We start from the raw sequence: 20,031 nt of genomic DNA, 5'->3' as shown, positions 1-20,031 counted from the left end.
ATGAGTAAGTCCTCATGGCCTCCGTGAACCATGAGGACTTCTCCTCTAATTCCCTCATCAGCCCACGAACACCATCGTGTCCAGAGAGCGATCCAGGTGCTGGCGCACTTTGGTGGTCATGCGCTTTTTGCCGAAGGTCTGCAGTACTCGACGACGGTGTTCGTCCTCGGTGTCCTCGGGATGGCTGTCACGCAGGAATTGAGAGGCGTTGGCGACTTCCTGTGGTGCGATCGCGTCGAAGGGGCGATCCACCCCGCTGGAGCTGGGGCGGAATTCCTCCCAGTTCTCCGGGTCCATGTCGACCGGCCAGACCCATCCGTCACCGTCCACGGTGAGCTCGGTGCCTTTGACCTGGTGTTTGATTTGGTTGACGCGCTTGGACTCAACGCGTCCCAGGCCGAAGGCCCGACCAGTCAACCGGGCCAGGCGCTCCATCTGGATGGGCCCCTCCTGAGCGACGATCTCCTCGATCACCGACCGGACCAGCTCCCGGTTCTCCTGGCGACGGATGCCGTCCAGAGCACTGACGTCGCCAGCGAGGACCACGGTCCACGGCTCGAACTCCAGACGCTCGTCGCGCAGGGAGGTCCGGGGTCGGTCCTGTACCGTCTCGGCTCGGCGGTACACCTCCGGGTCGGGGACGACCTCGGGCTCGCCCGGGCCCGTTTCCGCCGCCTCCTCGTCCACTTCATCTTCAACCGACGTCAGCTCAGCACCGGGGGACGTCAGCCGTAGGATGCTGTCCCGCATGGATTCCGCTTCGGCGCTTCCTTCTGAGTCGTCGAAGTGGGCGAGCAGCCGGACGATGAAGTCTAGGGTTCGCCAGGCGTCGAGGAGGGTGAGGTCGTCCATGTGCGAGATGCGGTTGCGTGCGATCCGCAGTTCACCACCCAGAGTGGAGACGGTCCGGGTGTGGTCGTCGAAGGGGTAGCCGATATTTCCCAGTCGCTCGGTCAGCACGCGTAGCTGCGCTTGCACGTCGTTGCGGGTGTACGTGTGCGGGACCTTGCCCTTGAGGCGGTCGATCTCCGTCAGCAGCACGGTCCAGGACAAACCATCCAGGTCGGGAGCCAGGGTGCGAGAGATGATGGGCTCCAGCCGGTCGGCGAGGAGCTGGAGGCCACGGGCGGCGGACTCGCGGGGAGAAAGGGTCATCGACTTTCCAATCTGTGGGGATACAGGTGTGGGTTTCTATGCGGCAACGCCCGGTGGGGTTGCCAGCATTGAGACGGGTGTCGACACCGAGTGGCCCAGGACCGGCCGTCGTCGTCGACGAGCAGTAGTCAACCAGATGGTCCGGACGGGATAGGCGCCCGATTTTTCTGTGACCAGGGCTTTTGGTGGTGAGGTGTCCCTGGCATCGGGCAGGATGAAGGCATTGTCATCGCCTGCCGAGGGGTTCCGCCGTGTTCATTGACCACCAGGATCGAGTCGTCACCAGTGCCAGTGACTTGACCGCCGCCACGGCCTGTGAGTTCTCCTGGCTGCGGCGACTCGACGAGAAGCTGGGCCGTATTACCCTGCTGGAGCGCGCCGAGGACGCCATGCTGGAGCGGGCAGCCGAACTGGGTGACGTCCACGAGGCGCAGGTCCTGGAACGCTACGACGACGGCGTACGCCGCGTGGCGCGAATCGATCGTCCGGATGTGCGGGATCCCGAGTCGGTGGCGGCCGCAGTGAAGGCGACGATGGGCGCCTTCAACGCCGGGGCTGACGTTGTCTTTCAGGCGACGTTTGCCGCGGAGGATGACCACGGTCTGCCCTTCGTCGGGTTTGCGGACTTCATCGTGCGCGGCCCGGATGGGCGCTACCGGGTTCAGGACACGAAGCTGGCCCGCAGCGCCAAGGTCACGGCGTTGTTGCAGCTGGCTGCCTACGCCAGCCAGCTGCGCCGACTGGGCGTCCCGGTGGACGAGGAGGTGGAGCTCATCCTCGGCGACCGGAACGTCAGCACCCACCGGCTCAAGGACATTGAGCCGATGTACGCGCTGCGCCGGCAGCGCCTCGCCCTGCTGGTCGAAGCGCGGCTCGCTGATACCGCCGCGGTGGGCTGGGAGGACGAGCGGTACTCCCGGTGCGGTTCCTGTGACGATTGCGCGGCGGAGATCGCCGAGCACCGGGACATGTGGCAGGTGTACAACCTGCGGGCCTCTCAGCGGGCCAAGCTGCGGTGGGTGGGGCTGTGCACCATCGATGACGTCGCCGCCTGGGAGCCCGGGCAGCCCACCGGTGGGGTGCCGCGGCGGACCATGGAGAAGCTGTCCGGCCAGGCTTCCTTGCAGATCGCCAGTGAAGGACTGGAGGTGCCGCAGTTCAGGGTGGTCGACGCCCAGCTGCTGGCCGCGCTGCCGGCGCCGAGCGAGGGGGACATCTTCTTCGACTTTGAAGGCGACCCGATGTGGACCCCGGACGGTAAGACGTGGGGCCTGGACTACCTGTTCGGGTTGGTGGATGCGCAGGGTGAGTTCCGGGCGTTCTGGGCCCACGACCTCGCTGAGGAGCGCCAGGCGCTGCTGGACTTCCTGGACTACGTGGAGGAGCGCCGACACAGGTTCCCGGAGATGCACATCTATCACTACGCCAGCTACGAGCGGACCCACTTGTCCTCGATCGCCCAGCGGCACGGGGTCGCGGAGGACCGGGTGGACACGCTGCTGCGGGACAGGGTCCTGGTGGACCTCTACGGCGTGGTCGGGGGAGCCCTGCAGTTGGGCACCGCGTCGTACTCCATCAAGAAGGTGGAGGCCTTGCACATGGCCGGGGAGCAGCGTCAGGGGGTCACGAACGCCGCGGACAGCGTGGACCAGTACGCCCAGTACGTCCAGCTGCGCGACGCCGGCGAAACGGCAGAGGCAGAAACGCTCCTTCAGGAGATCGCCGACTACAACGAGTACGACTGCCTCTCCACCCTCAAGCTCAGGGACTGGCTACGGAGCGTGGCCGCGGACCATGGCACCCTGACAGACACTGAGGACCTCGGCGGGGCGGGCACGGTGCCGGCTCCCGCGCTCCAGGAGGACACCGCGAAGGAACGCGCGGCACGTGAGGCGCGCGAGGAACGCGCCCAGGAGCGTGCCGACCTGGAGGCGGCAGTGCTCGCCCACGCCGGTGATCCCATCGACCCGGACCGGTCTGATGACCAGCGGGGCTGGGGACTGGCCGGGGCGGCACTGCGTTACCACGAACGTGAAGAGAAGAGCTTTTGGTGGGAGCACTTCACGCGCCTGAGTGAACCCGCGGATGAGTGGGCCAATCACCGCAACGTGTTCCATGTCGAGTTCGCCGAGGTTGCCCGGGACTGGTCGAAGGAGAAACCGAAGTCACGGACCTTCAGCCGTGACCTGATCCTGCGGGGGCAGTGGTCGGAAGGCAGCACACCGGGGGAGGGCAGCGCGTATCTGGTCTATGACTTCCCGGGGCCTCACCTGATGTACGGACCCGAGTCGGGCATGCGCGATTGCCTGTCCGCCACTATCACCAACGCCACGCCGGCCACCGTCCGGGTCACCGAGAAGACCACCACGAAGCATCCGCAGACCCATGACGTCCTGCCGGACACCCTGACGCCCGGCCCACCCCCGGACAGCCGAGGCCTGCAGGCGGCCATCGAAGGGTGGGTGCGCGCAGCCGTCACCCACGACGCCCTGCCCGATGACCCCCTGGGTGATCTGCTGTGTCGGCGACCGTCCCGACTGCGCGGCGGGGGATTGGCTCCCCTGGTCGGTGAGGACTACGTGAGCGCGGTGACCGATTCGGCCCTGCGACTGGACGGCAGCTACCTGGCGGTCCAAGGCCCGCCCGGGACCGGAAAGACGTACCTGGCCGCCCACACCATCATCCGCTTGGTACGGGAGCACGGGTGGACAGTGGGCGTCGTCGCGCAGTCCCACAAGGTGGTCGACAACGTCCTCGACGACGTGATCGGCCACGGCTTGGACCCGATGCTGGTCGGCAAGGCCCAGCCTGAGGACCGGCGCACGCCGCAGGGTGTAATCGAGGTGTTCACGAACTCCAAGGGCCCCGACTTCCTGGCCGACCACCCGGAGGGGTGTGTGATCGGCGGGACGGCTTGGCTGTTCTCCCAGCTCGCCAACAAGGGGCACATGGTGGACCTGCTCATCGTGGACGAGGCCGGCCAGTACTGCCTCGCCAACACCATCGCCGCCGGAGCGTGCGCCAAAAACCTCATGCTGTTCGGTGACCCGCAGCAGCTGCCCCAGGTCAGCCAGGGCAGCCATCCGGAACCGGTGGAGACCTCCGCCCTGGGGTTTCTCAGCGCCGGACACGACGTGCTGCCCACAGAGTACGGCTACTTCCTGGCCCAATCCCGCCGAATGGACGCCGCCGTGACCCGACCGGTGTCCGAGCTGTCCTACGAGGGTCAACTGGGCTCCCACGAGAACACCCGGGACCGTGAGCTCCACGGCGTTGAGCCGGGGCTGCAGACGGTATTCGTGGAGCACCGCGGCAACGTCACCGCGTCCCCCGAGGAAGCGGACCGGGTCGTGCAGATCATCTGCGACCACCTGGGACAGACGTGGGTCGACGGCGACCAGCAGCATCAGATTGGTCAGGACGATGTCATCGTGGTGACGCCGTACAACGCCCAGGTCCAGGCCATCCGACGGGCCTTGGATGAGGCGGGGCTGACCGAGGTCCGGGCGGGGACGGTGGACAAGTTCCAGGGCCAGGAGGCGGTCATCTCGATCACCTCACTGGCCGCCTCCTCCGCGGCGGAGGTGCCCCGTGGGCTCGGGTTCCTGCTGATGCGCAACCGGCTGAACGTCTCAATCTCCCGGGCCAAGTGGAAGGCCTACCTGGTGTGCTCCCCGGCCTTGCTGGACCACCTGCCGAACACGCCCCAGGGCCTGGCCGAGCTGAGCGCCTTCGCGCGCCTGACGCAAGGCGCTGATGTGATGAGTGTGCGGTAACCCCTCCACACGGAGGTAATGACCGCACGCCAGCTATCCGGACACCGCCGGAGCCGTCGACTCGGTGGGGCGCAGCCACTGCTCGTCGCCGGCGGACACCCGTGGAGTTCTATGCGGCCAGGGCGTGCTGGACGGCCGTCCCGGCTTCCTGCAGCTCCAGGCGCAGGGCTTCAACCTTGGCTTCGAGGACCTCGGTCGGCAGTCCCAGCTCGGCGTGGCGCCGGGACATCAGCGCCAGGCGGTCCGCGGTCTCGTTCCCGCGGTCACCGTCGTGGCCCTTGACCCAGGTGAAATCAACCATCAGGCCCCGGACCACGGTGCGGATCAGTGCCGCCTGCTCGACGGCCGCCCTCGACGCACCCAGCGGAGACCACCCGGGCTGGGTGATCATGCGCAGTGCCCACTTGCTGTCCGAGCGGACCACCAGTTCGCAGGAGTTGACCAGATGGTGGGGGATACGCCGGGTGGCGTCCTGGACGCCCAGGAGGATGGCACGGAGCTCGGCCTCGAGGATGCTGCCGCCGCGGCGCGCCTGCTGGCCCAGCCGCAGCCGGCTGCCCTGCCCGAAGTCGATCATCCACCCTGCTCCGATCCACCCTCGCTTGCCGGCGGAGGCATCCGTGGACACCTCCACCCGGCGATAGAAGGACCGCAACTGGACCTGGATGGCTGCCCCGGTGGCCACCAAACCGTGGGCCGGGGGATAGTCCGACGTCGTCTGGTGGCCCCGAACGCCCAGGGCCGTTTGCAGCGTGGACGGCACCATGCCGGTCTCCTCGGCGCAGTACACGGCCTCGGCCGCGTCGGCCCGGACCCGTCGGACGGCACGGTCGAGACGATCGTGGAGGATGCCGCGCTGCGGCCCGGCCTCACCATCGACCATCACCCCGGACAGCACCCCGTGGAGGTCACAACCCTCGGTCCGGGCCACCGACCAGAAGACCATTCCCTGGCGGTTCACCACCCGAACGGTCACCCCCGAGCGGTTCGCCGCGGCGTCGATGCTGTTCTGCAGCCGGCGGGCGGGGGGACAGGGCTTGGGGTGCGTCATGGGAGGACCTCCTGGTGAGACGGTGCGGACGGGGATGGATACGGGTTATTGCTTCCGGTGCCTCCTGTCGGTTCTGCATCGGTGTTCGTCAGGGTAGGGACAGGGTCGGACACGATAGACCGGTGAAGCGAAGGGGTGCGTCGAGGGTTGTGCCTGCTCCGGGGTCGCTGGAAATGCGCTTAGCGCGTCCGCGGCCGCCCTTAGCCTGCACTCCTATGGTCCGTAGTCAGCGCGAGGTTTTGGAGGTTCAGCATGGTGAGGTCATCAGTTATTGAAGTGGGACAGGAAGCCACGGCGGGATCGGTCGAGATCGACGCCATCGATGGAGGGCTTCCCCGGGAGCGGGTCGAGGTCATGACCCAGGCCAGTGGTCCTACCCAGTTGTGGTGGGAGACCAAGATCGATGGCCGCTTCAGCGGCTGGACTCTTCTGGAGGGCCCCGAGCAGATCGTGAATCTGGTGAAGGCACTCCAGTCACCGGGTGACACCCTGCATCTTGAAGACGACCAGCCGGTGACCCGCTACGCCCAGACCATGCTGATCGAGAAGGGCATCTATCACCTCGAGTTGGCGGCGCTGCAGCTCGATGGGACGTACAACTGGCGGATCGGGATGGGCAAGGAAGCTGATGCCGCGGTCAATACCCCCGACACCGGCACGGCCCCAGTGCAGGAGATGACGACCGCGGCCATCATCGAGGTCCTGTCCAGCTGGGCGATCGGCCAGGGTCTTCCGATGGGCTACGGGGCGGCGCTGCACATTTACGGACGGTGACGCCAAGGATGGCCGCGCACCGTCGCCGACTCTCGACGTGGCCACCGTCCCGGGCCTCGGCGGGCTCAGTCAATGATGACCCCCAAGGCCTGATCCAGGACATCAGGCGGGCTCAGCTTCAACTCGCAGCAGAGATCCACGAACGCGCTCAGCGTCAGTGGGACCGGGATGTCGGACCTGTTCAGTGGGTCATCGCCTCGTTCCTGCATGATGCAGCCCAAGGCGATGGTGACCTGCCCCGCCATGTAGGTGTCTGCCTCCGGCGGGGGGACTTGGATCCACGGAGCCGATACGACGAAACAATCCCCGTCCCACTTCAGGGTGCCCTGGACGAAAGCCCTGTGGTGGTTGGCGCAAAGCAGCCGACCGTTCGCCGGCGTAGACTCCCCGCCGAGCGCGAGGGGCACCAGGTGAACAGCATCGAGGACGTTGACGTCCTCGATGCCGCAGTAGGCGCAGAAGGGTGGGTGGATATTCAGGAGGTCCCAGCGATAGGCCCGCATGTGACTCCTGGCAATGACGACTGAGGTGTCGTAAGTCTTAGGCGTCTTCCGGGCGAGGTCCATGGAACGACGGCGCCGTCGTGTTCGGTGGACCCGATGGCCCAATCGGATGAGTCGGGTTGACCATTCTTCGGCGAGGTCGTCCTCTTCACGGGCGGCAACCTCCGTGCTGTTGGCTCGGGGAGTCCAGTTCGTCCGCGGGTACTTGTCCCGGAGGAACTCGGTGCCCAAAGCCTCGTCCGGCAGGACAGTCGTATCCCAGTGGATGTCCACGGTGGTGACCTCGTCTCCCGGCTGATGCCAGTGATTCTCCGTCTTCAGATCGCCGCTGATGACCCGGCCGCTGGCAATGATGCCTCGAGAACCCGTTCCTTGGAGAAGGAGGTAGACGACGTCACCTGCGGTCATCTCAGCCTCGTGCCGCACGGTCCATGGGAACGATGCCAACTCCTCTCCACGTTCGAAGTTCGCAGTGTTCCGGAGGAGGAGATCTCGACGGAGGGATTCTTGACGTAGCCAGCTGTTACTGACGGTGAGCAGGAAGGCAGACATGGTGATCCTCTCGAGGGAAGCGAATCAGGCCAAGACGGGCACGTGAGCGACAACGGCGGACTTCCCCATCCTGAGGGATGCCCCGGCCGTCCGCGTCTTGAGTACTCATTCTGACCGTTGGCACGGACGGGATAAGCAGCTTGCGGAGAAGGTCGATTCGGCGTCTGAAGTGGCCACACACACGAAGAAGAGCTGCTCGTGAAGCGCCAGATCTCCCAGAGACTCGTTCGAGGACTGAGTCCGCGCTGCAGCTCCATCACTGCGCGAAAGCGAGCGGAGACCCGTAGTACTTCGAACCCGGGGATGGCCTCTCCTGAGCCGTGCCACTTTAGTGTCCCGCTGAGTTGCTGGTCCGATCGAGGACCTTTTGGCTTCGACGCCCTGAAGATCAATCCAGCCACCATCGGACCGCACTAAGTGATAGAAGTCAGTGATAGGAGCGAAGCATGCAAAAAATGACCGAGGTGACCGCAGTAGTCTGCGGGAGCTCGAACGGCTCTTCTGCTTCCTCGAAGGGGATGCAGTCCCTTCCGTTGACATGCCCGGCCGCGCCGTACGCTCTGACTAGTCTGATTGAATGTTACGGCCGAGGGGGACCTGCCAATGAAGGCTGATGCACTGAATCCGCGCGAGTTGTTCGGAACGACCGTGCACTACGAGATTCCGGCGTTTCAGCGTCCCTATGTCTGGACGCGGGACGAACAATGGCAACCCCTGTGGCAGGACGTGCGACGCGTAGCCGAAAAGGTTGTCCACGCCGGAGGCGACGAAACCGCACTCGAAGAACTGGGTGGTCACTTCCTGGGGGCGGTGGTGTTCAAACTTAAGTCTGCGGTCGCCGGTGATGTGACGCGCCAGTCGGTCATCGATGGCCAGCAACGCAGCACCACATTACAGATCATGCTCGACGCCGTTCACGAAGCCATCCTGGAGCGCGGCCACGAGGATGAAGCCGAGGCCATCGAGGAACTGATCCTCAACCAGGCCAAGCGGTTTGCCGGCAAGCCGGAACGGTTCAAGCTTTGGCCGTCGCGTACGGACCGGGCGGCATTCGAGTCCGCCATGGACGGCGACGACCCCCCGCCGGGTGAGCATCGGATCGTTGAGGCGCATAGCTTCTTCCGTACCGAAGTCGGAAAGTGGCTTGACGGTGTTGTGGACGAGGACGAGAAGGTTGTCGGCGACGAGAAAGCACGCGCCTCTGCCTTGGCCGATGTGGTCCAGTCTCGGCTGTATGTTGTCGCGATCAACTTGGCTGGTCATGACGACGACCAGGTCATCTTCGAGACCCTCAACGACCGGGGTACGCCCCTCCTAAAAGCCGACCTGATCAAGAACTGGATCTTCCAGAGCGGCGAGCAGGTCCACGCCGACGTGGAGTCTTGGCCGGAGCAGTACTGGACCGACTTCGACGAGACCTGGTGGAGAGGTGAGATTACCCAGGGACGGCACACCCGGTCCCGGATCGATATCTTCCTGCAGTACTGGTTGACGATGCGCCGGCGTGAAGAGGTCCTGACCGACGAGGTCTTCCGTGTGTTTGTTTCCTATGCGAAGCCACTGATGACTGATGCCGCATCGGCGGAGAAGCTGCTCGGGGAGCTCCGCCAGGACGCCGACACCTTCCGAAACTTCGCCCAGTTGTCCAAGGACACTATTGAGGGAAAGTTTTACGGGCGCGTGGTCGAAGCCCTGGAGCTGGCTTCGACCACTCCACTGCTGCTGTGGATGCTGTCGAAGAACCACAAGGTGCCCGGTGATCAAATCGCTATTGCCCTGGGCGCCCTTGAAAGTTGGGTGGTGCGGCGCACTCTGCTGCGCAGCACCATGAAGGACGTCAACAAGATGATGGTTGCCATCCTGTCGACGCTCGAGGGAACCCCCGTCGAGGACGTAGGAATCGCTGTACGGGACTACCTGGCCGCGCAGTCCTCCGACGCGCGCCAATGGCCCACCGATACGGACATGCTGGAAGGGCTGCCGACGACCAGGCTCTACGGCAACGTCCGGCAGTCCCGGCTCCGGGTAGTCCTGGAGGCCATCGAGCTCCAGATGCGTACCCAGCGCCACGAAGCGGTCACGGTCCCACCCAAGCTGTCCGTGGAGCACGTCATGCCGCAAGCCTGGCGGAGCCACTGGGATCCCGAGCCCAGGCGCCCCGCCGAGGAAGCCGCGGCGCGGGACAAACTTGTCAACACCCTCGGCAATCTCACTCTGGTCACCTCGGAACTCAACGGCACCCTGTCCCATCGGCCATGGACGGACACCGAGACCGCCCAACTCAAGACCACGGGCGAGAACCGGGGGCTCGGGAAACGCTCCCTGCTCAACAAGTACAGCGTGCTGCTCCTGAGCCGGGACATCATCGACGAGCACCCCACCGGCTGGACCGAAGACGCTATCCGCGCCCGATCGGTCAAACTCACCGAACTACTCTGCCTGGTCTGGCCCCATCCGGGACCAAGGACAAAGACCACCCATGGGTAACCCGCGCGGAAAACCACCCCGGAGTGATGAAGCCATCGCCTTCGCCGTCGTCGGCCAAGTTCTCGGGATCACCGTGGAACACGCAGATGCCGGCGGTGGCGACGGCATGGTCGACGGACTCTGGACCTACCCGGACGATCGCCGGGCAGCCCTTGAAGTCACAGCGGGCGAGGCATCCAAGGAGATCGGCGCCGAAAGGCGTGCCTGGCGTGGAGGGAAACCTACTGACCGAAACGGCTCCCTCAGCCTGGACGACCTCACAGGGCAACTATCGAAACGCCTCGCAGAACCCTGGATGGAACCGAACCTCGCAAAACTACGCGCAGTGCGCGCCGACGAAACCCACCTCTATCTCTGGGGATTGGGAAGGGAAGACGACTTCCTGTACTCCACCCTCGCCGAGGCCTTGCCTTCAACCGAGATGCAACTGCCACCGGGACTTACCGACCTCTGGTTGGACGCCTACGTATTCCGTGGCGAAGACACCCTGAGAAACGTGACGGTGGTGCGCTACAACTTGGCCCAGGGGTGGTCACTCCATCACGCCGTCTACGACGAAGCCCTCCTTCCGGCGGCCAGGTGAATGCCGATCGGCTACACACCCCGCGTCAGCCGTGCCGGGCTAGCTGTTCGTCCCGGGAGTCACAGCAAGCACGTTAGAGGATCCCTCACCGTGCACACTTTCACCTGTCGGCGTGGCTGTGGTGTTGGTCCTCGGCAGTGAGGGGCTGCGGCGGGCGGGGCGGTAAGTGCCGGTACAGGGTGGTGCGGGTGATGCCGGTTTTCTCCACGATCTGGGCGATGGTGTGGCCCTCGTGGCGCAGGTGCTCGGCATAGGCCAGTTTGCTGGGGTCGACCACGCTGGGTCGGCCCACGCGCCGGCCCTTGGCAGTGGCCACGGCTCGGGCGTGGGCGGCGCGTTCGATGGCGTAGGTGCGTTCCATCTGGCCGAACAGGGCGAGCATCACCACGGCCAGTTGCGACATCGGGTCCTCGGGGTTGGAGGAGTCGACCCGGATCGGGTCGGCCAGGTTCCGCACGCCCACGCCGCGCTCGGCCAGGTCGTGGATGAGATTCAGGGTGTCCCGCACGGTGCGGCCCAGCCGGTCCAGGGTGTGCACCACGATCACGTCGCCCTCCCGGGCCTGGTCCAGGGCGGCGTGGAGCCCGGGGCGGTTGGTGTTGGCCCCGGATTTCTTGTCGACGTAGATCCGCTTGGCCGCGATGCCCTCCTGGCGCAGGGCATCGATCTGCCGGTCGAGGTCCTGTTTCGTGGTCGAGACCCGCGCGTACCCAATCTCCATGGCCACACTGTACCGAAAGTCAACTTTGTACGAGCGTGCTGGGATGTCGTTTTGGGTTCAGTTCTGGGACGGAAATTCATGGCGTGTCGTGGTCCTTGGGCAGTGCAACGGGGGAGTGTCCCAGTTCCAAGGAACTGGGACGGGTCCACAGCACGTAGCATCTTTCGGTGACGAGAACCTGACAGAAGTGTGGAGGTGGGCCGCCGTTGGATGTACTCATGGCGGCTCTGCCCATTGTGCTGACCTTGGCCCTGCTGCTCGTGCCGGCTCCGTCGTGGGTGGCACCGGGGGCCGGGCTGGTCTCGGCCGTGCTGATCGGTATGGCCTGGTTCTCCACCCCGGTGGCGGAGCTGTCCTCGGCCTTGGGCGAGAGCGTCTGGACCCTGGTGGAGGTGCTGGCGATCATCGCTGGCGGAATCCTGCTCTCCCGCGTCATGGACCGCACCGGCGCCCAGGAGAAGCTGGCCCGGTGGCTCTCGGCCGGCGGTGGTCCCACGGTGGCCTCGGCGCTGCTCATGGCGCACGGGGTGGTGCCGTTCATGGAGACGGTCACCGGATTCGGGGTCTCCGTGATCATCGGACTGCCATTGCTGCTGTCCCTAGGGTTCACTCCGTTGCGGGCCGCCTCGCTCTCACTGGTGGCCCTGATGGTGGGCCCCTGGGGATCGATGGGTCCTGGCACGCTACTGGGCTCCCAGATCGCCGGCGTCACCCTGCAGGATCTGGGCGTGGCCTCCGGGGTGTTGAACGTGATCGCCTTCCTGGGCTCGGGCGCCGTGGCCGCGGTCATCGCCGGACGGGGACTGCCCACAACCGCCGGCGGCTCCCGGCCCCGACCGGTTGACTACCTCGCCTGGATCGGCACGGGACTGGCCTCGGGCGTGGTGCTGTCCGTACTTGTGCTGGCCGCCAATCTGGCCTTCGGCACGGCCGTGGCCGGTGCGGTGGCAACCCTGGTGATGTCCGCGGGCTGGGCCGGGGTGATCAACCGGGGCCGGATGGGGCCCATCCCGGCCCGCGCCCTGGTGCCGTACCTGGTGTTGCTGCTGGGCACCATCACCGGACAGCTCTTGGAGGGACTGCTGCCGCTCGGGGGGTTCGGCGCGGTGCTGGGCTCACCGGCATTGTGGTCCATCACCGGTGCCCTGGTCGGCATCGTCGTGCTGTCCATGGACCGGGACCACCGGTGGCTCCTGCCCCGAGAGATCCGCCGGATGTGGCTGCAGGTGGCGGTGCCGACCGGTCTGTACCTGGTGTTGGGCACCGCGGTCTCCGCCGGTGGACTGGCCCAGGCGCTGGCCACGGCACTGACCGGGCTGGGGCAGGGCTACCTGCTCCTGGTGCCATTGCTCGGCGGGTTGGGCGGGTACATCACGGCCTCGGGCACTGGGGCCAACGCCATGTTCGGTGGCACCCAGGACGCGGCCGCCAGGGTCCTGGGGGCAGATCCGCTGTGGATGATGGCCTCGCAGAACGTGGCCGCCGGCCTTGCTTGCCTGGCCAGCCCGGCGCGCGTCGAACTCGCCTACCGGATCGCCGGCCCCTTCCAACGGGAGGGCACCCCGGGACCGCCCCTGACCCGCGGGGCCCTGATCGCCCGGACCCTGCCGTTCGTGCTGGTGTGCCTGGTGCTGTGGGGTATCGGCAACATGCTCTGGCTGCCAGGAGCCCAACCAGGGTGACCGTGTTTTCACTCCATCCCGATCAATGGGATCTCGGGTGATGTGCCAGTTGTGAAGCGGGTTACATGAGAGGCGTCACCTCGCTCACGTCCCGGAAGAACGGATACCGCAGATGCCTGCATCCGATGGCCGACTGATCGGTCTCGCCCAGCTCTCCCTGCTGTCGGCTTCCCCGCCCGAGCTTGTGCAGTACGCCGCCGACGCGGGCTTCGATTTCGTCGGCGTCCGGGTCCGGCCCGTGACCGACCAGGAGGCCTCCTACGACGTGCAGCCAGGATCAGCGCTGCTGGCGGAGACGCTCGCGCGGATGGCCGACACCGGCGTGGTGGTCAAGGACATCGAGTTCCTGCTTCTGGACGGCTCGGACCAGCGTGAGGCCTGGATGCGCATGTTCGAGGCCGGACAGGCCTTGGAAGCCGACTCGCTGACCGTGGCCTGCGCCGACACGGACCTCTCCCGGGCCCGTGACACCTTGGCACAGATGGCCGAGGACGGACGGGCCTATGGCATCACCCCAGCTCTCGAAGCCATTAGCTACCAGGTGGTGAACTCCATCCCCCTCGCAGACGAAATCGCGGTCCAGACTGGTTGTGACCTCCTCGTGGACACCCTGCACGTGGCCCGCTTCGGCGGGACGCCGGAGGAGCTGGCCGCCGCCGCGGGCCGTGCGCCCCTGGTGCAGTTCTGCGATGCCCCCGCTGTGCGCCCCACCGACCGCCAGGGCCTGGTGCACGAGTCACGATCGGCACGGCTGGCCCCCGGAGAGGGCGACCTCGACCTGTCCGGCATGCTCGCCGCCATCGAGGCCGGCCTGGCGGACACGCCCCGGACCGGAACACTGCTGCCCGTCTCCGTGGAGGTGCCGAACGACGAGGCCGTCAAGCGCCTGGGCGGGCCCGCCTGGATCCAACACCTGATGCGAGCCACCCGATCCCTGCTCGCCGTCGAGGAGGCGGCCCGATGACCGTCCCGATCACCACAACCACCCCTGCCCCCACCGTCGCCCTGTCCGGCACCGGGCTGCCAGACCCCCAGGGTCCCGACGCCGTGCACGTGCCTCGCATCGGCCTGGGCACCTGGCCGCTGGTGGGTACGGAGGCCCGTGCCGCCGTCGTGCAGGCCCTGCAGCTGGGATACCGCCACGTGGACACCGCGGAGATGTACGGTAACGAGGACGCGGTCGGGGCCGGGGTCCGCGAGAGCGGACTGGCCCGCGCCGAGATCTTCGTGACCTCCAAGCTGACCAACGCCACCTTTGGAGACACCGCCACCGTACGGGCCGGACTCGAGGCCACCCTGGAACGCATGGGCCTGGACTACCTGGACCTCTACCTCATCCACTGGCCGAACCCGCATCGCGCCGAGTCGGAGGGAACCTTCCGGCAGACCTCACAGGCTCTGGCCGAGCTCACGGGGAGCGGGCTGCTTCGGGCCTGGGGCGTCTCGAACTTCACCCCGCACCACCTTCGGACGCTTCGGGACGACGGGCTCGTGCCGGCCGTGAACCAGGTCCAGGTAGACCCGTACGTGGCACAACCCCACGTCCTGGCCGCCAACCGGAATGCCGGCGTGCTCACCGTCGCCTACAGCCCCCTGGGCCGCGGCGGCGAGCTGTTCGACCTGCCCGAGGTCACCGGGCCAGCGGAGCGCCTCGGCATCACACCGGCCCAGGCGCTGCTGCGCTGGCACGTGCAGTCCGGCCGCGTGGCCGTGCCCAAGTCCGCCGACGCCGGCCGGCAGCGCAGCAACCTGGACGTGTTCGGGTTCGAGCTAACCGAGGCAGAGATGCAGGCCCTGGACAGCTTGGACACCGGTGCCGGACCGCGGCTGGACCCCGACGAGCACGGCCGCTGACCACCGATACCACGCCGCCCACCCCGGCCAGGCGTGCGGGCACTCCTGACCCGCCCGGTGCCCGGGCGGGCTCTGCCACCACGGACCTGCCAGGCATGCCCCGGGCCCGGCACCGACCGGGCGAAACGACTGAGACGACAGAAGCGAGAGTGATCCGATGACCCCGGAGACGACGACACCGCAGGACAGCGCCGCCCCGCGGCCCCTGAACGAGGACGAGGTGCTGGCCAACGGCGTCCCCGTGGAGGACGTGGACGTCCTCGTGGCCGGCTCCGGAGCCGGCGGCCTCTCGGCCGCCGTGACCGCCGCCTACCACGGCCTGAACGTCATGGTGGCCGAAAAGGCGTCCGTCTGCGGCGGAGCCACCAGCTGGTCCGGTGGCTGGGCCTGGACACCCGGCACCGCCCTGGCCCGCGCCGAGGGCGTGAACGAGGACCGAGAGCAATTCCGCACCTACCTTCGGGGCGTGCTGGGGGAGCGGTACACCCCGGCCGCGGCTGAGAAGATCGACGCCTTCCTGGAAGCCGTGCCCCACATGGTCGGCTTCTTCCACACCAAGACCGCCATGCAGTTCGTCACGGGCGCGAAGATCAACGACATCTACGGCCACCTGCCCGGAGCCGGCACTGGCAACCGCTCGGTGGGCCCGAAACCGGTCAATGCCTACGAGTTCCGCCCCGAGCTGCTGAAGAAGATGCGTCGACAGTACTACCCCACGTCGTTCTTCGGCATGGGCATCATGGCCGGCAAGGACCTCACCACCATGCTCTCGGCCTCCCAGTGGTCCCCGAAGGGATGGGCCTATGCCGCCGGGCGCGTCATCCCGCATGTGTGGGACATGGTGCGCAAGGGCCGCTCCATGCACTTGGTCAACGGCACCGCCCTGACCGGCCGCCTCATGAAATCCGCCGATGACCTCGGCGTGGACATCCGGGTGAACGCGCCGGTCCAACAGCTGGTCCGCAACACCGAGGGCCGGGTGACCGGCGCCCTGGTGGGCGGTCCCGACGGCGGCCGCTACGTCCGCGCGTCCCGCGGCGTGGTGCTGGCCACCGGCGGGTTCCCGCACGACGTCGAACGCCGACGCCAACTGTTCCCCAAGGCTCCGACCGGCAACGAACACTGGTCCCTGGCCCCGGAGGAGGCCGCCGGCGACGGCCTGGACCTGGCCTTGGGCGCCGGCGGCGTGTTCGACACGGACATGCGTTCCCCGGCCGCCTGGTGCCCCGTGTCCCTGGTCCCGTTCCCGAACGGGAGCCAGGGCGCCTTCCCGCACATCATGGACCGCGCCAAGCCAGGATCCATCGGCGTGCGCCGCGACGGCCGGCGGTTCGTCAACGAGGCCAACGGCTACTTCGACTACGTGGACGGCCTGCTGCAGGCCACCCCGGACGGCGAGCCGGTGGAGTCCTGGCAGATCGCCGACTCCACCTTCGTCCGCAAGTACCCGCTGGGCTTCGCCAAGCCGATCCCCATGCCGTTGCTGCCCTACATCAAGGCCGGATACCTCATCAAGGCAGACACCCTCGAGGAGCTCGCCGGCAAGTGCGGGATCGATCCCACCGGCCTCGTCGAGACCGTGCGCGAGTTCAACGAGAACGCCCGCCGCGGCGAGGACCCGCAGTTCCAGCGCGGCGCCACACCCTTCAACCGCTACGGTGGCGACCCGAAGGTCGGGCCCAACCCCTCGCTGGCACCGATCAAGAAGGGTCCCTTCTACGCGGTACACGTGCGCCCGGGCTCCTTCGGCACCTTCGCCGGGATCGCCGCGGATACCCGAGCCCGCGTCGTCGACACCGCCGGTCGCCCGGTCCCGGGACTGTACACCGCGGGCAACGACCACGCCTCGATCATGCGCGGCAACTACCCCTCCGGCGGCATCAACCTCGGCCCGGCCATGGCCTTCGGCTACATCGCCGGCCGCGACCTGGCTGGCGTGACCGAGTACGAGGACGACGGCACACAAGCACCAACCTGTCCAGACCGAGTGCAAGAGCACACGTACTGACGATGACGAGCGGGAGCAATACGAGATGAGCAGTGCTATGGACACGATGACCGAGGGTCGAGCAGGTTGGGACCACGAGGTTGACCTGTTGGTACTCGGTTCCGGGGCGGCAGGCTTGTCGGCCGCGCTGACCGGTGTCGCCGAGGGCCTGGACGTGCTGGTGCTGGAGAAGACCGATTACATCGGTGGCACCACCGCATACTCCGCCGGCACCTGCTGGATCCCCAACAACCACTTCCAGCGCGAGGACGGGATCATCAATGACGCGGAGAAGGTGGAGGCCTACCTCGACGCCGTGGTGGGGGACAAGTCCCCCAAGGAGATGCGCCAGGCCTACGTGGACAACGGTCCGGAGATGCTGAAGTACATGGAGGGGCTGGGGGTGCGGTTCCTCCGCTCGCCGAACGTGGTGGACTACCACTCCGAGTTGCCGGACACCGGCAAGACCGGCCGTGCCCTGGAACCCGAGCCGTTCGACGGCCGCAAGTTGGGTCCGGCAGACTTCTCACGGATGCGTCGGCCTGTGCCGGAGTTCGCGCTGATGGGCGGGACCATGATGCTGCGCCGGCCGGAGGTGAACACCCTGCTGGGACTGTTCTCGAAGGAGGCCGGAAAGACGGCGAAGGCCGTCACCACCGCGCTGGGCCTGGGCCTGCGCTGGGCCACGGACAGGCTCCGGTACCCGCGTGGCACCCGGCTGGTCATGGGCAACGCGCTGACCGCGCGGATGCTCTACGAGCTCAAGGACCGCGGCGGGGAGCTGTGGGTCAACGCCCGCACCATTGAACTGGTGCGCGATTCCGGCGAGGTGGCGGGCGCCGTGGTCGAACACCGCGGACTGCCCCGGCGGATCCGCGCCCGTCGGGGCGTGGTCCTCGCCGCCGGCGGCTTCGCCCAGAACCCCGAATTGCGCCAGAGGTACCTACCAACGCCCACACCGCAGTACTCCCGGGCCGGGGAGGGTGCTACCGGGGACACCCTGGCGCTGGCCGAGGCCGTGGGCGCCGCCCTCGGCAACGACAACGGCGAGAACGCACTGTGGTTCCCGTCCTCGATCGGCCGGCGACGGGACGGGTCCACCGTGGTCTTCCCGCACATCTGGGACCGCGCCAAGCCCGGACTGATCGCCGTCAACGCGGCCGGCCGACGGTTCGTGGACGAGTCCGTGTCCTACCACCGGTTCGTGAGGGCCATGTATGACTCCCATCGGTCCGTCCCGACCATCCCGGCATGGCTCGTGGTGGACGCCGCGACGCTCGCCAAGTACGGCCTGGGAATGATTACCATGCCGCACCTGCCGGAGTTCGCCCTGCAGCGCTACGTGGACGAGGGTTACCTGGTCAAGGACGTCACCCTGCGGGGTCTGGCCGAGCAGATCGGCGTGGACCCTGAGGGACTTGAGGAGACCGTCCGACGCTACAACGGTTTTGCCGAGACCGGCGTGGACGAGGACTTCCACAAGGGCGAGCTGCTGTTCGGTCGGGTGGCCGGTGATCCCAAGAATGAGCCCAACCCCAACATCGGCCCGGTCCAGCGGGCGCCGTACTACGCCATGGCCGTCTACCCGACACCGCTGGCCACCTCCTTCGGCATCCGCGTCAATTCGGAAGCCCAGGTGCTCGACGGGGAGGGGGACGCCATCCCGGGACTGTACGCCGCCGGCAACGATGCCGCCTCGGTCATGGGTTCGGAGTATCCCGGAGCCGGCTCACAGGTGGGTTCGGGGATGACGTTCGGTTGGGTGGCCGCCCGACACGCCGCCGCCCGCCGTACCGGTGCCGCCGGCCCGGACGCCGCGGAGGACGCCGATCGGCCCACGCCCCCGGCCTTGCGGTACTCCGGCCAGAAGGAAACAGCATGAGCACAGTCGCAGAGTCCTACCTGGTCGGACTCATCGGTGACGGGATCACCGCGTCGCTGACCCCGCCGATGCACGAGAGGGAGGGGCGCGAACAGGGACTGCACTACCTCTACCGGCCCGTGGACGTCGCCGCCCTCGGGTACACCGGGGAGGAGGCGCAGCGGGAGGCGCCGAGGCTGCTGGAGTACGGCCGCCGGCTGGGCTTCAACGCGTTCAACGTCACCCACCCGTTCAAGCAGACGATCATGGCCCACCTGGACGAGGTGGACGAGGACGCCCGCAACCTCGGGGCCGTGAACACCGTCGTCTTCTCCGATGGGCGCTCGGTGGGCCACAACACGGACTTCTCCGGGTACATCACCGGCCTGCGGGCCACGCTGCCGGAGGCCGACCTGGCCGCGGTGGTGCAGCTCGGCGTCGGCGGTGCCGGCTCGGCCGTGGCCTACGCCCTGCTGCGTGCCGGAGCCGCAGAGCTGGTGCTGATCGACCTCGACACCGACCGGGCCGCCGCCCGGGCCGGTGACCTGCAGGCGCAGTTCCCGGGCCAGCGGGTGACCTCCCGGTCCCACGGCGAGCTGCAGGATGCGCTGGCGGGGGCCACCGGATTCGCGCACTGCACGCCCGTGGGCATGCACCTGCACCCCGGGATGCCGGTGGCGGCGGAGTGGCTGCGGCCGGGGATGTGGGTCTCGGACGTGGTCTACCTGCCGGTGGACACCGAGCTGGTCGTCACCGCGCGGGCCCGGGGCTGCGACGTGGTGGACGGCGGCACCATGGCGGTGGGCCAGGCCGTGGACGCCTTCCGGCTGGTGACCGGGCGCCCGGCCGACGCCGACCGCATGCGCCGCCACTTCCTGGAGATGGTGGCCGCCCAGCAGACTGATTCTGGCCTTCGGGGACCGGCAGGCACGGTGGAGGCAGCGCCCAGCACGGGTGAGGGGGCAGGATGGGGTGCCCTGCGCTTGCCGGCCAGGCGAGCCGGCGCCAGAACCGCCGCCGACATCCATCAGCTGTCATAGATACC

At 67.3% G+C, this 20,031-nt stretch carries 14 protein-coding genes; 10 read left to right on the top strand and 4 right to left on the bottom strand.

The genetic code is table 11. The features are described 5' to 3' along the window. Positions 1–57 precede the first annotated feature (57 nt). Positions 58–1,155 (bottom strand): DUF3320 domain-containing protein, encoded by a 1,098-nt coding sequence (locus tag GGQ69_RS12010; RefSeq protein WP_183528862.1) that lies wholly within the window; start codon positions 1,153–1,155, stop codon positions 58–60. A 251-nt stretch (positions 1,156–1,406) separates the two neighbouring features. On the opposite strand from GGQ69_RS12010, the gene GGQ69_RS16720 reads away from it, so the two are divergent. Continuing rightward, complete coding sequence (locus GGQ69_RS16720) at positions 1,407–4,931, top strand: bifunctional RecB family nuclease/DEAD/DEAH box helicase (RefSeq protein ID WP_183528860.1); 3,525 nt, start codon at positions 1,407–1,409, stop codon at positions 4,929–4,931. Between the two features lie 109 nt (positions 4,932–5,040). Here GGQ69_RS16720 and GGQ69_RS12000 read toward each other — a convergent pair whose 3' ends face one another. Beyond that, positions 5,041–5,982: a ribonuclease HI gene (locus GGQ69_RS12000; RefSeq protein ID WP_183528858.1), complete on the bottom strand. Its 942-nt coding sequence runs from the start codon at positions 5,980–5,982 to the stop codon at positions 5,041–5,043. A gap of 252 nt (positions 5,983–6,234) precedes the next feature. On the opposite strand from GGQ69_RS12000, the gene GGQ69_RS11995 reads away from it, so the two are divergent. Then, positions 6,235–6,756 (top strand): hypothetical protein, encoded by a 522-nt coding sequence (locus tag GGQ69_RS11995; RefSeq protein ID WP_183528856.1) that lies wholly within the window; start codon positions 6,235–6,237, stop codon positions 6,754–6,756. Positions 6,757–6,821: 65 nt separating this feature from the next. Here the strand turns inward: GGQ69_RS11995 and GGQ69_RS11990 are convergent, their stop codons facing one another. Then, on the bottom strand, positions 6,822–7,811 hold the full coding sequence (locus GGQ69_RS11990; RefSeq protein WP_183528854.1) for an HNH endonuclease signature motif containing protein: 990 nt from the start codon (positions 7,809–7,811) through the stop codon (positions 6,822–6,824). 603 nt (positions 7,812–8,414) lie between these two features. Between GGQ69_RS11990 and GGQ69_RS11985 the strand changes: the two genes are divergently transcribed. Together GGQ69_RS11985 and GGQ69_RS11980 are read left to right on the top strand one after the other, a co-directional pair. Further along, positions 8,415–10,298: a DUF262 domain-containing protein gene (locus GGQ69_RS11985; RefSeq protein WP_183528852.1), complete on the top strand. Its 1,884-nt coding sequence runs from the start codon at positions 8,415–8,417 to the stop codon at positions 10,296–10,298. Further along, positions 10,291–10,881, top strand: a complete 591-nt coding sequence (locus tag GGQ69_RS11980; protein WP_183528850.1) for a hypothetical protein — start codon at positions 10,291–10,293, stop codon at positions 10,879–10,881. The genes GGQ69_RS11985 and GGQ69_RS11980 overlap by 8 nt, the downstream gene beginning before the upstream one ends. A gap of 100 nt (positions 10,882–10,981) precedes the next feature. On the opposite strand, the gene GGQ69_RS11975 is transcribed toward GGQ69_RS11980, so the two are convergent. After that, the gene (locus GGQ69_RS11975) at positions 10,982–11,602 is read right to left on the bottom strand and encodes a recombinase family protein (protein ID WP_183528848.1); all 621 of its coding nucleotides are present in this window, start codon (positions 11,600–11,602) and stop codon (positions 10,982–10,984) included. A 218-nt stretch (positions 11,603–11,820) separates the two neighbouring features. Here GGQ69_RS11975 and GGQ69_RS11970 point away from each other — a divergent pair, with 218 nt between their 5' ends. The 6 genes from GGQ69_RS11970 to GGQ69_RS11945 all read left to right on the top strand — a co-directional run bounded on the left by GGQ69_RS11970 (position 11,821) and on the right by GGQ69_RS11945 (position 20,026). Beyond that, positions 11,821–13,284: an L-lactate permease gene (locus GGQ69_RS11970; protein WP_255459688.1), complete on the top strand. Its 1,464-nt coding sequence runs from the start codon at positions 11,821–11,823 to the stop codon at positions 13,282–13,284. Between the two features lie 112 nt (positions 13,285–13,396). Next, positions 13,397–14,248 (top strand): sugar phosphate isomerase/epimerase, encoded by an 852-nt coding sequence (locus GGQ69_RS11965; RefSeq protein WP_183528844.1) that lies wholly within the window; start codon positions 13,397–13,399, stop codon positions 14,246–14,248. Further along, positions 14,245–15,138 carry an aldo/keto reductase gene (locus tag GGQ69_RS11960; protein ID WP_183528841.1) on the top strand — a complete coding sequence of 298 codons (894 nt, stop codon included), beginning with the start codon at positions 14,245–14,247 and terminating at the stop codon, positions 15,136–15,138. The genes GGQ69_RS11965 and GGQ69_RS11960 overlap by 4 nt, the downstream gene beginning before the upstream one ends. 157 nt (positions 15,139–15,295) lie before the next feature. After that, the gene (locus GGQ69_RS11955; protein WP_183528839.1) at positions 15,296–17,146 is read left to right on the top strand and encodes an FAD-dependent oxidoreductase; all 1,851 of its coding nucleotides are present in this window, start codon (positions 15,296–15,298) and stop codon (positions 17,144–17,146) included. A 46-nt stretch (positions 17,147–17,192) separates the two neighbouring features. Further along, positions 17,193–19,007, top strand: a complete 1,815-nt coding sequence (locus GGQ69_RS11950) for an FAD-dependent oxidoreductase (protein WP_183528837.1) — start codon at positions 17,193–17,195, stop codon at positions 19,005–19,007. After that, the gene (locus tag GGQ69_RS11945; RefSeq protein WP_183528835.1) at positions 19,004–20,026 is read left to right on the top strand and encodes a shikimate dehydrogenase; all 1,023 of its coding nucleotides are present in this window, start codon (positions 19,004–19,006) and stop codon (positions 20,024–20,026) included. The genes GGQ69_RS11950 and GGQ69_RS11945 overlap by 4 nt, the downstream gene beginning before the upstream one ends. Positions 20,027–20,031: the final 5 nt, after the last annotated feature.

The sequence above is a fragment of the Micrococcus sp. TA1 genome (genome assembly GCF_014199555.1).
Lineage (GTDB): Bacteria > Actinomycetota > Actinomycetes > Actinomycetales > Micrococcaceae > Citricoccus.
The sequence above is the reverse complement of the archived record's forward strand: the minus strand, read 5'-3'. Positions and strand labels throughout refer to the sequence as shown.

What these genes read in the sequence shown, in the direction of transcription:
- GGQ69_RS12000 (WP_183528858.1), bottom strand. Translation starts at nt 5,982, where the DNA reads ATGACGCACCCCAAGCCCTGTCCCCCCGCCCGCCGGCTGCAGAACAGC.
- GGQ69_RS11980 (WP_183528850.1), top strand. Translation starts at nt 10,291, where the DNA reads ATGGGTAACCCGCGCGGAAAACCACCCCGGAGTGATGAAGCCATCGCC.
- GGQ69_RS11985 (WP_183528852.1), top strand. Translation starts at nt 8,415, where the DNA reads ATGAAGGCTGATGCACTGAATCCGCGCGAGTTGTTCGGAACGACCGTG.
- GGQ69_RS11975 (WP_183528848.1), bottom strand. Translation starts at nt 11,602, where the DNA reads ATGGAGATTGGGTACGCGCGGGTCTCGACCACGAAACAGGACCTCGAC.
- GGQ69_RS11995 (WP_183528856.1), top strand. Translation starts at nt 6,235, where the DNA reads ATGGTGAGGTCATCAGTTATTGAAGTGGGACAGGAAGCCACGGCGGGA.
- GGQ69_RS11955 (WP_183528839.1), top strand. Translation starts at nt 15,296, where the DNA reads ATGACCCCGGAGACGACGACACCGCAGGACAGCGCCGCCCCGCGGCCC.
- GGQ69_RS11965 (WP_183528844.1), top strand. Translation starts at nt 13,397, where the DNA reads ATGCCTGCATCCGATGGCCGACTGATCGGTCTCGCCCAGCTCTCCCTG.
- GGQ69_RS12010 (WP_183528862.1), bottom strand. Translation starts at nt 1,155, where the DNA reads ATGACCCTTTCTCCCCGCGAGTCCGCCGCCCGTGGCCTCCAGCTCCTC.
- GGQ69_RS11960 (WP_183528841.1), top strand. Translation starts at nt 14,245, where the DNA reads ATGACCGTCCCGATCACCACAACCACCCCTGCCCCCACCGTCGCCCTG.
- GGQ69_RS11970 (WP_255459688.1), top strand. Translation starts at nt 11,821, where the DNA reads ATGGCGGCTCTGCCCATTGTGCTGACCTTGGCCCTGCTGCTCGTGCCG.
- GGQ69_RS11990 (WP_183528854.1), bottom strand. Translation starts at nt 7,811, where the DNA reads ATGTCTGCCTTCCTGCTCACCGTCAGTAACAGCTGGCTACGTCAAGAA.
- GGQ69_RS11945 (WP_183528835.1), top strand. Translation starts at nt 19,004, where the DNA reads ATGAGCACAGTCGCAGAGTCCTACCTGGTCGGACTCATCGGTGACGGG.
- GGQ69_RS11950 (WP_183528837.1), top strand. Translation starts at nt 17,193, where the DNA reads ATGACCGAGGGTCGAGCAGGTTGGGACCACGAGGTTGACCTGTTGGTA.